Source organism: Micromonospora rosaria (assembly GCF_001567585.1).
Taxonomy (GTDB): domain Bacteria; phylum Actinomycetota; class Actinomycetes; order Mycobacteriales; family Micromonosporaceae; genus Micromonospora; species Micromonospora rosaria.
This window is the reverse complement of the sequence record NZ_LRQV01000001.1, coordinates 163,309-177,665: the sequence shown is the minus strand read 5'-3', so window position 1 is coordinate 177,665 and position 14,357 is coordinate 163,309. Positions and strand designations below refer to the sequence as shown.

General features: G+C 75.8%; 7 protein-coding genes. 4 read left to right on the top strand and 3 right to left on the bottom strand.

Translation table 11 applies throughout. The annotated features are described in order from the left end of the window. From AWW66_RS34175 to AWW66_RS00705, 4 genes are all read left to right on the top strand, one after another. Positions 1–2,362 (top strand): hypothetical protein (locus tag AWW66_RS34175; RefSeq protein WP_211271799.1); only part of this gene is annotated, 2,362 nt, incomplete at its 5' end. 13 nt (positions 2,363–2,375) lie between these two features. Next, the gene (locus AWW66_RS33280) at positions 2,376–4,265 is read left to right on the top strand and encodes a hypothetical protein (RefSeq protein WP_157527033.1); all 1,890 of its coding nucleotides are present in this window, start codon (positions 2,376–2,378) and stop codon (positions 4,263–4,265) included. After that, entirely contained in the window at positions 4,262–7,369 is a 3,108-nt protein-coding gene (locus tag AWW66_RS00710) for a peptidoglycan-binding protein (protein WP_157527032.1), read from the top strand. Before AWW66_RS33280 ends, AWW66_RS00710 begins: the two co-directional genes overlap by 4 nt. A gap of 58 nt (positions 7,370–7,427) precedes the next feature. After that, a complete protein-coding gene (locus tag AWW66_RS00705) occupies positions 7,428–10,202 on the top strand; it encodes a peptidoglycan-binding domain-containing protein (RefSeq protein ID WP_067359305.1) in 2,775 nt (924 codons plus the stop codon). 138 nt (positions 10,203–10,340) lie between these two features. Here the strand turns inward: AWW66_RS00705 and AWW66_RS00700 are convergent, their stop codons facing one another. The 3 genes from AWW66_RS00700 to AWW66_RS00690 all read right to left on the bottom strand — a co-directional run bounded on the left by AWW66_RS00700 (position 10,341) and on the right by AWW66_RS00690 (position 14,303). Continuing rightward, positions 10,341–11,000: a response regulator transcription factor gene (locus AWW66_RS00700; protein ID WP_067359304.1), complete on the bottom strand. Its 660-nt coding sequence runs from the start codon at positions 10,998–11,000 to the stop codon at positions 10,341–10,343. Further along, positions 10,997–13,171, bottom strand: a complete 2,175-nt coding sequence (locus tag AWW66_RS00695) for a sensor histidine kinase (RefSeq protein WP_067359303.1) — start codon at positions 13,169–13,171, stop codon at positions 10,997–10,999. The genes AWW66_RS00700 and AWW66_RS00695 overlap by 4 nt, the downstream gene beginning before the upstream one ends. A gap of 109 nt (positions 13,172–13,280) precedes the next feature. Further along, positions 13,281–14,303: a peptidoglycan-binding domain-containing protein gene (locus AWW66_RS00690; protein WP_067359302.1), complete on the bottom strand. Its 1,023-nt coding sequence runs from the start codon at positions 14,301–14,303 to the stop codon at positions 13,281–13,283. Positions 14,304–14,357 lie beyond the last annotated feature (54 nt).

Genomic DNA, 14,357 nt, shown 5'->3' with positions numbered 1-14,357 from the left:
GGTCGACGGGGTCGCGCCACCGGAGCTGGAGGTGGTCCGCACCCCCCGCACCGGCGCCGGGATCACCCACCGACTCCTGCTCATGCTGGACGCGCCCCCGCTCGGCGCCGGGTCGGGCGGGTGGCAGGTCGGCCCCCGGGAGACCGCCGAGCCCGCCCTCGCCGCCTGGGTGGCGGCGGTGCTGGGCCCCGCGCAGCGGGTGGTCGCCGACGTCGGGTTCGCCGACCCGGCGACCGGCGCGACGCTGGCCCCGACCCGCCGGGTCACCGTCGGCGACGCGCTGCCGTACCCGCTGGAGCTGCTCGGGTACGCCGACGACCCGGCCGGGATCGAGAGCCGGCTCGCCTGGCACCAGCTCGACCCGGCGCGCCGCCCGGCCGGCGTCGGACCGGACGCCGGGGTACGGCTCCTGCCGGACCCGGCCAGTCCGCTCACCGGCGGTCAGGTGTACCTCACCGACCTGCTGGAGGTGGTGCGCTCGATCGCGGCCGTACTCTCCACCGCGCGCCCGCTGGCCGCGCCGGATCTGGCGGTCGGCGGCACGGCCGACGAGGACGAGCCGGACGGCGTGCTCCTCGACGAGCTGCGGCAGCGGGCGACGGTGGCCCACCTGCGCCTGACCACCCTGCGCGCGGCGCTGCGCGACGCCGTGGGGGACTCCGACGACCAGGGGCCCACCGAGGGCGTCGTCGATCTCGCCACGGCGGCGGGGCACCTGCTCACCGCCACCGCCTTCGGGGTGCCGGGGGTGGTGCCGGTGGCCCGGCACGCCCTCGACGCCACCGGGGCGGACGGGCGGCCCGCGACCGAGGTGACCGCCGCCGCCGTGGCCGCCCTCACCGCCCAGGTCCTCGCCGGGTACGCAGAGGTGCGCCGCCGCAGCGTGGCGGCGGACGAGATCGCGGCGCGGGCCAGCCGGGCAGCGGACTGGGTCGACCTGCTCCGGGCCGTCTTCGGCGCGGACTTCCCGGTGGTGCCCCGGTTCACCCCGGCCGACCCGATCCAGCTCAACCGGGCCTTCGCCGGCACGTCGGTCAGCCCCGCGCCGGCCGGTCAGGAGCCGCTGGCCTGGTTCGCCCGGGCGGCCCGGATCCGGCCGGCGGTCGCGGCGGTCGAGACGGCCTGCCGGTTCGGTCAGGCACTGGCCACCGGCTGGGGCCTGGACCTGACGGTCGGGCAGGTACCCGCGCCGGCCGCCGGGGAACCGGCCCGGCGCTGGGTCGGCCTGCCGCCGCTGGACCCGGCCGGCACCGTGCCGACCGGGGTGACCTCGCTCGTCGCGGTCGGCGCCGGTCCGGCCGGCACCGGCTCGCTCGCCGGGCTGCTGCTCGACGAGTGGGGCGAGGTGGTGCCGGCCCGCCGGGAGACGACGGCGGTCGCGTACCACTACGACGCGCCGGGGGCGCAGGCGCCGCAGGCCGTCCTGCTGGCGGTCTCGCCCCGGCCGGCCGGCGGCACCTGGACCCTCGACGACCTGACCGCGACCGTCAACGAGACGATCGACCTGGTCAAGGCCCGGTCGATGGACCGGGTCGACCTCGGCGCCGACCATATCCTGGGATCGCTGGCGTACCTGCCGCTGTGGCCGACGACCGCGCCCGGCGCGGTGGACGTGGCCCGGCTGGCGTCGGTGCCGGCCACCTTCGGTGTGCCGCAGACCGCCGGCAAGCCCGAGATCGACAACTTCTACCTGGAAACCACGCAGACAACTGCCACCGAGATCCGGCAGGGTCGCACCATCACGATCGCCGTGACCGGCAAGAACCTGCAGATCCCGCAGGAGACCAGCACGTGGACCGTCAACCCTCCCGAGCTGCAGCTCCAGGTGCTCGGCCAGTCGGAGACGCACGCCCGGCTCGAACTGAAAGCGGCACAGACCAGCACCGGCTACCCGCCGCTCGGCGAGTACGAACTGCAGCTGACCAACCGGGGTGGTGTCGCCACCCAGTCCGTCACCGTCACCCCGCGCATCACCATCACGGGCGTCACCCCCGCCGTGGTGCGCCAGGACCAGTACGCCACCACGGCGGTGCTCCGGGTCGATGGCCACCACCTGCTGCCGACGGCGCAGGCTTCGCCGGTCACCTTCACGGTTCCCGGGTCCCACCTGACCGTGACCGAGACGGCCGCAACCGAGGTGACGGGGCAGGTGGCGGTGACCCTGCGGGTGCCCGCCCGACCCAAGCCGCCGGTCGAGTACGACGACCGCGGCAAGCCCATCCCCAAGGTCAAGCACTGGACTCCGGTGCCCGTGACCCTGGCCGTGCAGGGGCCACGGGAGGAGGGCGAGGACAACGCGGACCACGTGCTCGCCGGGGCCTTCACGTACGAGGTCCTGTCCTGGGTCACCACCGATCTGTGAACGGGGAGAGACGATGAGCATGCAGAATGGTTGGGCCCGGCTGGAGCCGGTGGCCCGGGAACGGACCGGCGAGGAGGGCCTGCAGGCGGGCGTCGCCGATCCCCTGTGGCTGCTGACCCGGCAGTGGCAACTCGGTGAGTTCGCCGGTGAGGACGCCGGCACCCCCGTCTGGGCGCGGTTGCGCGGCACGGTCACCGGGCTGACCCGGCTGCGTCCCGGACCGCCGCCCACCGGCCCGGGTGACGCCGAGGGGCTGCGCTACGACGTCGGTACCGTGCCGCTGGAGGCCCTGGTCGAGTCGGAGCCGGCGGTGGTCGACACCGAGCCGGACCGGGAGCTGGCCCTGCGGGCCGGCGGGTACTTCCTGACCCTGCTGGCCGCCGAGCGCAAGGCCGCCGGGGTGACCGCCGAGAGCCAGGCCGGCTACCTCGCCGGGCTACTGGCCACGTACCCGATCCCCACCGGGGGCCTGCCGGCCGGGGAGCGGCTGCTGGCCGCCCGGGTGCCGGACGGGGTGGCGCTGTTCGCCGCCCTCGACCCGGCGCTGCGTCCCCCCGGCGGGGGTCGCCCGACGCTGCCCGCCGAGCCGCCGCTGGCCGGCGCGGCGCCGCTGCCGATCCGGGCCGCGGCCCTGCGCTTCCTCGCCTGGTACGACGGGGTGACCGGGCGGGGTCTGCCGGACCTGCCCACCTGGTCGCCGCAGCGGCTGGAGTACCAGGTGTCGCTGGCCGCCCCCGCCGCCGGTGGCGAACCGGAGTTCGTGCTCACCACCGACGAGTACGCCTCCGGCAGCCTCGACTGGTACGCCTTCGACAGCGTGCCCGGCGGGTCGCTGGGAGCCGTCCCGGACGACCCGGGTGGGACCGTCCGCCCGTTCCTGTCGGCGGGCATCCCGACCCCGGTCACGTTCCGGGGCATGCCGGCCGCCCGGTGGTGGGAGTTCGAGAACGCGGCGGTCGACTTCGGCAGCGTCCGGGCCGCCGGGGACAGCATCGCCACCATGCTGCTGGTCGAGTACGCCACCGTCTACAGCAACGACTTCTTCCTGTTCCCGGTGGCGATGGAGGTCGGCTCGGTCTGCCGGGTGTCGTCGCTCGTCGTGCACGACACCTTCGGGCAGCGGATGCTCGTGCCGCCCACCCGGTCGGCGGCGCGCGGCGCGGAGTTCGCCATCTACGAGCACAGCGTGTACGACCTGCTCAGCGGCGGCACCCGGCCCCTGCTGCTGCGGGACAGCACCTTCACCCTGCTGCCCACCCTGGACGACAGCCACGACTCGGCCCCGGTCGAGGAGGTCTGGCTGCTGCGCGACGAGACCGCCAACCAGGTGTGGGCGGTCGAGGCGACCGCCGGCGGCCCCGACGGACGGCCGGTGGACCGGGCGGAACGTCACGCCGCCGACCGCGCCGCCACCGGCGGCACCGTCACCCCCTCCGCCGACCCGGACCTGCCGCTGCGCTACCGGCTGCGGACCGACACCCCGGGCCACTGGTTCCCGCTGGACCCGTCGCCGCAGGCCGCCCAGATGCTCGACGTCGGCAGCGTCCCGCCGCTGGACGGGTCGCCCGCCCCGCTGCCCTGGGGCCGGCTGCTCGGCGAACTCCGCCAGCACCGGCTGCACCGGGAGGAGGTGACCCGGGCCGGCGCCCACCTCACCCGCGCCTGGCAGTACGCCCGCTGGACCGACGGCCGCCAGCACCTGTGGCTCGGCCGGCGGACCACGGTCGGCCGTGGCGGCGGCGCCAGCGGCCGGTACCACGACGTGCTCTGGCCCGGCCCGGTCACCGCGCCGGGCCTGCCCGGCCCGGCCGCGCCGGGGAGCCCGTCGGCCGTACCGCGACCGTCGGGGCCGGGCACACCCGCGCCCGACGTGCCGACCCGGCCCCCGGCGGAGCAGTCGTGACCGCCCCCGTCGTCGAGGCGATCGAGACGCTGCGCGCCCGCCCCGACGAGCGCTGGCCGTTCGGCCCCACCGCCCTGGCCGGGGAGCAGCGCGCCCACCTGGCGGGCTGGCGCAGCTACCGATCCTGGCTGGCGGCCGTGGAGGCGGGCCCGCACGAGCCGCCGTGGCAGCCCCGGGACGTGGTGCGCCGGATACGGCTGCTCGTCGCTGGCGAGGAGCCACCGGAGACCTGGCAGCCGGACGAGCTGATCGCCGACGCGCACCCGTGGGCGCGGACGCCGCTGACCGTCGCCGACGTCCCCCGCCCGGCCCTCAACGGGCTGTACCGCACCGGGCGGCTCCAGATCGGCGTCGGGCCGACCGGTGCGCCCCGGCTGGTCGACACGTACCCGATCTGGTGCCTGCTGGACCAGCGCCTCGGCGAGCCGACCCCGCAGGGGGCGCTGTACGACGGGACCGCGCTGCTCGGCTGGCCGGGCCTGCTGGCCGAGGCGTGGCTCGGCTACGAGCTGCGCCGCCGCGCCGCCGAGCAGGTGGCCCGGCAGGCCGGTGGCACCTGGGTCGAGGACCCGGCCGACCTGGCCCGTCCCCGGCAGTGGCTGGCCGAGGCGATCGCCGAACGGGCCGGCGTGGAACGGCTCTTCGCGGTGGTCGACGGGCTGAACCTCGCTGCGGCCTGGGACCCGGCCACGCCGGTCAGCACGCTGCTGGCCCGCTACTACGACCCGGCCGGCCCGGCCACCACGGACCCGACCGACCAGCACGCGCAGAACCGGTTCCGCCTGCTGTACCAGACGGCCACGCCACCGGTCCCCCACGAGTCCGACCCGGCCCTGCTCGCCGCCGCCCTGCGCCCGCCGGTGAGGAGTGCGGCGATGTTCCTGGTCATCCGGCAGCACCTGGGGCGCTCCTGGCCCCCGTGGGCGGCGGCGGACGCGGTCGCGGCCCTCGACAGCCCCTGGGGCGCGGCGATGCTCACCGAACTGGTCGACCGGTTCGCCGGGACGCTGCTGGCCGGTGCCGCCGGTGAGGGCTGGAGCGCCGGTGACTGGCCCGCCGCGCCGACGGCCCTGGGCCGGTACGGCGGCTGGCACCTGCGCCACGGCGACAGTGACGCCGAGCGCCGCTTCGGCGGGCGGGTGCGGGCCGCCGGCCTCCCGGAGACCCCGGTGGTCCTGCTCCAGCGGGACCTCACCGAACTCGGGTTCGCCGTCGCCGAGACCGGGCGGTTCGACGACGCCACCGAGCGGGCCCTGCGCGAGCTGCAACTCGTGGCGTCGCACCCGGAGGTCACCGCGACCCGCGCCGGGGTCGCCGGGGAATCCCGGGGCCCGGCGCACCGGCGGCACCTGGGCCTGCCGCACGGCCGGCTGGACGAGGAGACCGCCCGCACCATCGACCTCTGGCGGCAGCCCGGCCGCCACGGCGTGCCCGACGCGGAGCGGATCGTCCGGCCGGCGCTGACCGGGCTGCCGGCCGCCACCGTGCTGACCCGCGCCGCCCGGGAGCTGTACCCGTGGTCGACGCTGGTGGCGGCCCGGGACGGGGCCCCGCTGACCCCCGCGCAGTGGCGGCAGGTCGGCGACGCGCAGAAGGCCCTGTGGCGGCGACGGCTGATGGTGCGCGCCGGCTTCGCCGTCGACGAGGGCGGCGACCCCCCGTACGTGCTGGACGTGGCCGACGGGAACCTCTTCCACCTGGAGGCGGTCACCGAGTTCTACCTGAACCTCGACGACCCGTGGCTGCCCCGGACCGCCGGGGATCAGGTGGGGCGCAACGTGCCCCGCCCACCGGAGGACGAGGGGTACCACCGGGTGGACCTGCTCGACCCGGCCGGGGCCGCCGCGACGCCCCTGCCACCGCACCCGCCGAACCAGTTCCGGCTGCGCCTGGACGGCGACGCCGACCTGGCCGGGGTGTGGCGGTCGGACGGGGCGAACGGGCCGCACCGGGACCTGCTCTTCCTCGCCGGCACCGCGCCCGGCGCGCAGCGGTGGTTCCGGGTGGCGGGCGTCCAGGCGGCCACCCGGACCGTCACCGTGCACGGCAACCCGGAGCTGGTCGGGCCGGACCAGTCCTGGCTGCTGCGCCGCCGCGCGCAGATCGTGGTGGTGGACCCGGTCGGCGAACGACCGCACCTGGTCGGCACCGGTGCCCGGCCCGGTGCGGCGGCCAACCAGGTGATCCTCGACGGCGACGCCGGGCTCACCCTGCTCAACCTCAATGCCGACACCATCCACCTGCCCGCCGACGTGGCCCGCCCCTCCGGGACGTACCGGATCCTCGGGTGTGACCTGGCGACCCGGACCCTGACGCTGGACGGCGAGCCGGCCCTCGACGGCGAGTCGTCGGCCTGGCAGATCCCGGCCGGCGTCGGCGGCCGGTTCGACCCGATCCCGACCGGGTTCCGGCCCAACCAACGCGGCACCGACCACTACGGCGGCGTGGCCCTCGTCCTGCACGGCGGCCAGCAGCACGCGGCGTACTCGTTCACCAGCTACTCGGCGTGGCGGTACAACGACGACAACCGGTCGGCGATCCGGGGCAACACCCACTACGACTGCCTGTCGTACCGGTCCGGTGACGCCTTCAAGAACTACTCGATCAAGATTGTCACCCCCGGCGAGGACGACCACGTCGCCCACGGCCGCTACTACCTGGACGACATCAGCAACCCCCGGCCGTTGCCCGGCGTCAACCCGACCTGGCACCCGTTCGCGCCGCTGCTGCACGTGCGCGACGACCCCGACGGCAAGCGCTTCATCCGGTTCCACGACGGGCACACCAACACCGGGGACGACGCGGCCTCCAGCACCGGATCGGCGGGCTGCATCGTCTCGCCCGCCTACTTCGACCTGCGGCAGACCCTGATCGGGCTGCACCAGCAGGAGCGGGCGCTGCTCGGGTTGGCGCCCGACCCGCCGCTGGCCGACCTGGCCCCGCTCGGGCGCGCCGAGTCCCGGGCCCTGTGGACCCGCAGCAGCACCGACCCGCTGACCCCGCCGCCACCGCACGTCACGACGGCCCAGTGGCAGAACATGATCGCCGCCCGGCTGTGGCTGGTCCGCCCGGACGAACGCCCCGTCGGGCCGGCCGCGCCGTGAGCCGCCGGCCCTTCCCCCGACGTCCACCACCAGGGCCGGTACCGGCCGAGGGAGGATCATGAGCACCGAGACGACCGACCCGGTCGCCGTCGTCCTGTCCACTGCGCTGCACACGCTGCCGCAAGAGGGCCGCCGCTGGATCGACGGCCCCGTCACCCTGCGCCGCGAGTACAAGGCCTTCAGCCCCGACCTGGAGCAGTACCTGGACTGGCTGTCCGAGGTCGAGTCGACGATCGGCGACAGCAAGGAGACCGCGCAGCGGATCCGCATGCTGCACTACGGGCTCACCAATAAACAGCCGGAGTTCGACGTACTGCTCAACTCCCACCGGGGCTGGAGGTTCGCGCCGCTCATTCGAGAGCACGGAACGCAGGAAGCCCTCGACGGCCTGGTCAGCACCGGCTCGGTCAGCACCTGGAGCGATGGCCCCGACGGCCGGCTGCGCCCGGCGGTCGAGCTGTCCCACTTCTGGGTCTGCGCCGACAGGGCGCTCAACGGGCTGACGATCCACGGGATCGCCCTCGGCACCTACACTGATCTGTACGGGCTGTTCAGTTGGGTCGGCGACCTCGCCTCGTGGTGGATCGGGTACAACGAGGCCCGGCGCGAGGCCAAGAAAGCGGCCGGCGACGGGTGGGAGGAGCCCACCGATCCGGAGTCACTGGCGGTGCCGACCGCCTGGCTGGATGCCGCCGCCGGTCGGTGCGCCGTCGACGACATGCTCGGCGACATGGATGCCATCATCCTCATGCCCGAGATGGAAACGCTCGACCCGACGCTGCCCACCCCCCTGACCGACCTCCTGCGCCGCTACTACGGCCCCGGCACACCCGGCACCGGCGCCGACGGCACCCCGCCCGACCGGCGGGTGCTGCACTCCGACAACCGGTTCCACCTGTTCGTCCGGCGGTCGCACCCGGCGATCCCGCACTCCTACGACGAGACCACCGGCACGGTCACGCTGGACCCGCAGGCCGAGAGCGCGATCGCGGCGTCCGTGCGCAGTGCCGTCTCGGCGATGATGTGGTCCAAATTCAAGATCCCCTCCTCCGACCTGGACAGCGAGTGGGGCCTGGCGATGATGGACCTCGTCGTCGCGCGGTTCACCCGGTTCCTGCGCGACGGGCTGGCCAGTCACGGCTGGCACATCGGCTCGTGGCGGGTGAACCCGCAGGCGATCCACGGGTACGGCGGGGAGATGCTGCGCATCGGTGACAACGACGCCGAACACCGCTACGGCGGCGTGCTCCACGGCGACGTCCCACCCCGGACCGCCGTGCGTGACCTCCAGGAACACCTGGCCGCGGTCGGCTTCTCGACCGCGCCGGACCCGTCCGGAAGCTTCGGCCCGCAGACGGCGTCGGCGCTGCGCGAGTTCCAGATCTCGGCACGGCTGGCCCAGGTGTACACCGTGTGGCGGGACCAGGCGGGCAACCCGGTGGGCCACGCCCGGGAGCGGGCAATCCGCCGCTACCAGGGCCTGATCAACGGCTGCCTGACCCCCGACACGGCCACGGTGTTGGCCGCCTGGCTTACACCGGTCAGGGGCGAGGCCCGGCGCACCCGCAACGCCGCCACCGTGGACGCGTACCGGATGCAGGGCACCGTGCCGGGTGAGGTCGTCACGGCGAACCTCTGGCACCCGGCCGACGGGGCCGACCCGACTCTCGGCGTGTACGCCACCGACCACCTGGAGCGGTACCCGATCCCGGCGGCCCGGCGGCTGCCGGGCGGTCCCGGCCGGGTCGCGCTCGGGCGGTACGCCGCACCCGGCCCCGGCCCCGGCACCGGCACCGGCACCGGCGCACCCGGCGGTCCCGACGTGACCGGGGCCGCACTCTGGCCCGAGCTGGCGCTCACCCCGGCGTGGATCCCGCCGGAGTACGAGGACAACCCACCACCGCCGCTGCCGGCGGACCTGAGCACGTACCGGGTGATCCGGGCGGTGGCCGAGGCCGGCGGCGGGACGCACTTCGACGCGGTCGACGCCAGCGGCACAGACCTCCTGCGACTGGGACCGCTGCGGTGGTCGCTCGGCGCCGACGGCTTCGGCGACCTGCCCGCCCTGCTCGCCTACTACCAGTTCCTCGATCCGGCCGGGTATCAGCGCGACCTCGGCCAGTACGGGATCTGGCCGGCTCAGCCGTGGTGGGCGCGCGACGTCTGGTCGGCCGGCGAGGCCGGGCACCGTGCCCGTGAGGCGGGCCGGCTCGCCCTGTACGGGCTGCGCGACGCCGACGGCCGGGTGCACCCGTACGACCTGCTGCCGCTGGGCCCCGCCGACGGCCAGGTGCTCGACCACCTGCGGGGCTGGCACACGGTGCACCGCCTGGTGATGACCCTGCGCACCACCGACGGGCTGCGCCGGACGATGTGGCGGTTCGCCGTCCGGCGGATCCGCCGGCTGCGGCAGCGGAGCTGGCGTTACCCGGGTAGCACCGTACCGACCGGTCCGGTGGTGCGCTACGGAACGGACTCGTCCCGGGACGCCACCCTCGGCGAGGTCTTCACCAGCGAGCAGGCCGTGGCGGCGCTGCTGCGGTGGCACACCGCCGTACCGGAGCAGGTGCTGGGCGAGCACGGCGTCGAGGACGCGCTCCGGGCGGTCTTCGAGGCGGTGTACGGCCCCGGACCGCACCTGCTGGACCCGCGCGTCGGCGCCGAGGCGGACTGGGCCCAGGCGGCCCTCACGGCCGCGCTCGTGGACCTGGCCCCGGCGGCCCCACCGGGGTTCGGGGGCAGCGTGGCCGTGGCTGCGGGCTACACCGGTCTCTCGCCGGTCGCCGGCTCGTTCCAACTCGCGCAGCTGTGGCCCCCGGACGTCGACGAGTAGACGGCCCGCGCCTCGGGAGGGTCGACCGGCCGGTGACCCGGTCCCGCCGCCCGGCCGGCATCCGGACGGGCGGTGGGACCGGGCCGTCCCGTGCGCCGGCACGGGCGGGTCGTGCACGTCACGCCGGGGCCGGCCCGCTCAGCGCCGGCCGAGGCCGTGGTCCCGGGCCCGCACGATGGCCTGGGCCCGGTCCCCGACGCCGAGCTTGACCAGGATGTTCGACAGGTGGTTGCGGACGGTCTTCGGGCTGAGCGCGAGCCGGTGCGCGATGGCGGCGTTGCCCAGCCCCTGCGCCACGTGGTCGAGGATCTCCCGTTCCCGGTCGGTGAGCTGCGGGAAGGGCGTCGGATCGGCGCCCCGGGTGAAGAAGCCGACCGCCCGGGCGCCGATCTCCGGACCGAGCAGCAGCTCGCCGTTGGCCACCGCCCGGACGCCCCGTTCCACCTGCTGCGGGGCCGCGCCCTTGAGCAGGTACCCGGACGCGCCGGCCCGCAGCGCCCCGAACAGCGAGTCGTCGTCGTCGAACATCGTGACCACCAGCACCGCGACGTCGGGATGCCGGGCCCGGATCAGCCGGGTGGCCTCCACCCCGGAGCGTTCGCCCAGGTGCAGGTCCATCAGGACGACGTCCGGCGCGTGGCTGGCGACCAGAGCCAGCGCCGAGTCGACGTCGACCGCCTCGCCGGCGCACTCGATGCCGGCCAGGGTGCCGAGCAGCGCGGTCATGCCGAGCCGGAACACCGGGTGGTCGTCCACGACGGCGACCCGGATCGGCCGCTCCGGCTGGTCCCGGCTCACCGGAGGCTCCCGGGCAGCAGCAGCCGGACGCGGGTGCCCGGGCGTACCGGTCGAGCGTGGGCGGGACCGATGGTCAGGTCGGCGCTGATCCCCTCCGCCCGTTCCCGCATGGAGCGGGTGCCGACCCCCACGGCCGCCTCGGGCGGGATGCCCGTCCCCTCGTCCACCACACACACCTCCAGCCCGTCCGGCCCGTCCGTCACGTCGATCGCGCAGCGGTCCACATCGGCGTGCCGGTGCACGTTGCGGACCGCCTCGGCCACGATGCCGTACACCGCCGTCGCCACCGGCTCCGGGAGGTTCACCTCGGGGGACCGGATCCGTAGGAGCAGCCCGGCGTCGGCGTAGCGCTGCCGCAGCCGTTCCAGCGCCGGTCGCAGCGCCCCGTCGTCGAGCAGCGGGGGCAGCAGGTCCCGGGCGTTGTCCCGCACCGCCACGGTCTGCCGGTCGACCTCGGCGATCAGCCGCTCCAGCAGGTCGTCCACCGCCGCGACCGCCGGCACCTCCCGGTGCGGGCGGAGCATGTTGCGCCCGGCGGCGAGCCCCAGCGACACCCCGCTCAACGCGGGTCCCAGGTCGTCGTGCAGGTCCCGGCGCAGCTTGCGGCGCTCCTCGTCCCGGCCCCGGGCCAGTTGCAGCCGCGACCGCTCCAGGTCCTGCTGGGCGACCGCCAGTTCGGCGAGCGCGGCCAGCACCGGGGCCAGGTCGGCAAGCACCGACGCCGTCCGGCCGGCCACCCGCTCGCCGGTACGCGGCCACGCCCGCAGCACCCCCACCAGCCGGTCGCCGGTGACCAGGCGCACCGTCAGCGGCGCCGCGCGTCGCCCCGTCGGCCCGCCGGCCGGACCGCCTGCGGTGGCCGGCGCGACCGGGGTCGAACCGCTCCACCACTGCGCGGGCACGGACACCGCAGGGTCGCCGGTCACCGTGATCGTCACCGTCGCCAACCGCAACGAGTCCGCGATCCCGTCGGCCACCGCGTCGAGCATCTGCATCCCTCCGTCGGCACTGCGTAACCGGTCGGCGACCTGGCGGATCAACGGCTGCCCGCCGTCGCCGTGCACCAGCCGGTCGACCCGGCGCTGCACCCACTGACGCACCGGGTGGAACACCGCCGCCAGCGCCGCGGTCACCAGCACCTCGGGCAGCACCGAGGAAGCCGGCGAGAGCGCGCCGAGCGCCACCACCCCGAGGGTGTACGCGCCGATCAGCAGCCCGGTGGTCAGCGCCCACACCAGGGTCCGCCGGACGGTGTGCGCCAGCGCCCACAGCCGCTGGCGCAGCACCAGCACCAGCACCGCCGCCGGGAGGAACGCCTGCGCGGCGAGCATCAGCAGCGGCGCGGCCGGGGCCGGGACGCCGAGCGGCAGGACCGGGTGCAGGGCGAACGCCAGCAGCGCCAGCGCGTGCAGCAGGGTGCCGACGGCGAGCCAGCCCAGGCCGTGCCGCTGCCACGGCGGCAGGGCGCGGCGGCGGGCCAGCACGCCGGCCACGGCGGCGAACGCGAGCAGCGCGAGGACCGGGGGCAGCCAGGCCCCGAGCGCCGCCCCCGCGGCGTCGCGGGCCGGTCCGGTGAGCGGCTCCGGCCCCCACCCGCGCGGCAGGACCCAGCCGTGCGCCACGGTCGGTACGATCGCCGGCGCCGCGACGGCGGACACGACGGCGGCTCCCACGGCGATCCGGGTCGACCGGTCCACCGGCCACACCGGGAGCAGCCACGGCAGCACCACGACCAGGGCCGACCAGGCCGGCACCCCGGCCCCGGGAGACGGGACCTCCGGTGCCCACAGGTGCGGCCAGCGGTGGGCCGCCGTCGCCCACCCGACGGCCGCCGCCGAGCCGGCAGCGGCCACCCCGACCAGCGCCATGAGCCCGGCAGCCGGGTGCGACCGGCGCAGCAGGGTCAGCCAGGCGACCAGCCCGTAGCTGGCACCGACGGTCAGGTCGACCAGCCACCAGAGCGTCCCCGGCGGCCAGGGCGGGGCGGCGACCGTCCAGACGACCGCCGCGCCGACGGTGAGCCCGCCGGTGACGGTGAGCACCAGCCACGCCACGACCGGACGAGCCCGGTCAGTGCCGGCCACCGCCATCGCGTCCTCCACCGCCGGGCCGCCGGCCGGTTCCGGTTCGGAACCGGTCGGGTCGATCTCGCCGCACGCATCATGCCTCACCCGTCCGCCTTCCCGGCACCGACGAACCGCCGACCCGACACCACCGCGCCCGCCCGGTCCCGCCACCACCACGGGGCCGGTGGTCACCGCCGGCCGGGCCGGGCGACGGTCAGTAGGTCACCTGGACACCCATCTGCCGCCACGTCTGCGGACCGACGACGCCGTCCACGGTGATCCCCCGGATGCCCTGGTACCACTGCACGCCCGACTCGGTCATCGCGTCGAACGACCCGGTCGCCGGCCCACACCGCCGCTCGCCGACGAAGCGCTGGACGAAGGCCACGTCCGCGCCGGTGCTGCCCCGACGCACGGTCCGCGACCCGGGCTTGGGGCCGGTCGACGGCGTTGCGGGCGCCGGGGTGGGTGCGGTCGCCGCCCGCAAGGCGGCGAGGGTCCGGGGACCGACGATGCCGTCCACGGTGAGCCGCTGCGCCTTCTGGAAGTCGCGGACCCAGGCCTCGGTGCGGGAGCCGAAGTCACCGTCGACGGCGAGCTTCGCGCCGAGCCGGCCGGCGAGCGTCTGCAGTTCCCGCACGTCGCTGCCCGTACTGCCACGGCGCAGCACCCGGTCGCCGAGCTTCGGGACGACCGCGTCGGCGATCCCCCAGCTCCGGGTGCTGTTCTCCAGGGCCCGGTCGTGGCTGACGCTGACGTGCAGGTGCTTGTCGTGCGGGTTGCTGCCGGTGTACCGGGCGGCGGCGAAGTTGCGGGTCCGGCTCCAGATGGTCCGGTCGAAGATGACGTACTGGGTCGACGGGTGGGCGATGCACCGGCGGACCACCAGCATCGGGTCGATGCCGTCCCGGTCGATGTCGAGGGCGTTGACCGACCCGTTGTCGGCGTCGGGGTTGTGGTCGGACCGGGTGCCCCGGTGCGCCGCGTCCCCGATCCAGCCGTCCGAGGTCCGGTCCCGCTTCGGCCAGCGCCGGTCGACCTCGTCGCGCAGCACCTTCAGCGTCGGCGCGAGGTGGTACGCGGCCCGCGCCCCCGCCGGGTCCTCCTCCACGGACCCCGGATCCTCCTGGTCCTCGCGGTCGAAGAGGTCGTAGTCGACCGCCTCTCCGATCCGGCTCTCCGGGTCCTCGTCCTCCAGCAGCGTGCCGGCCACGGGCACCTCGACGGTGATGTCCACCGGGTCCTCCTCTCGACTCCGGCGGCGAGTCTGTGTCGCGCGGCGACCCAGGCA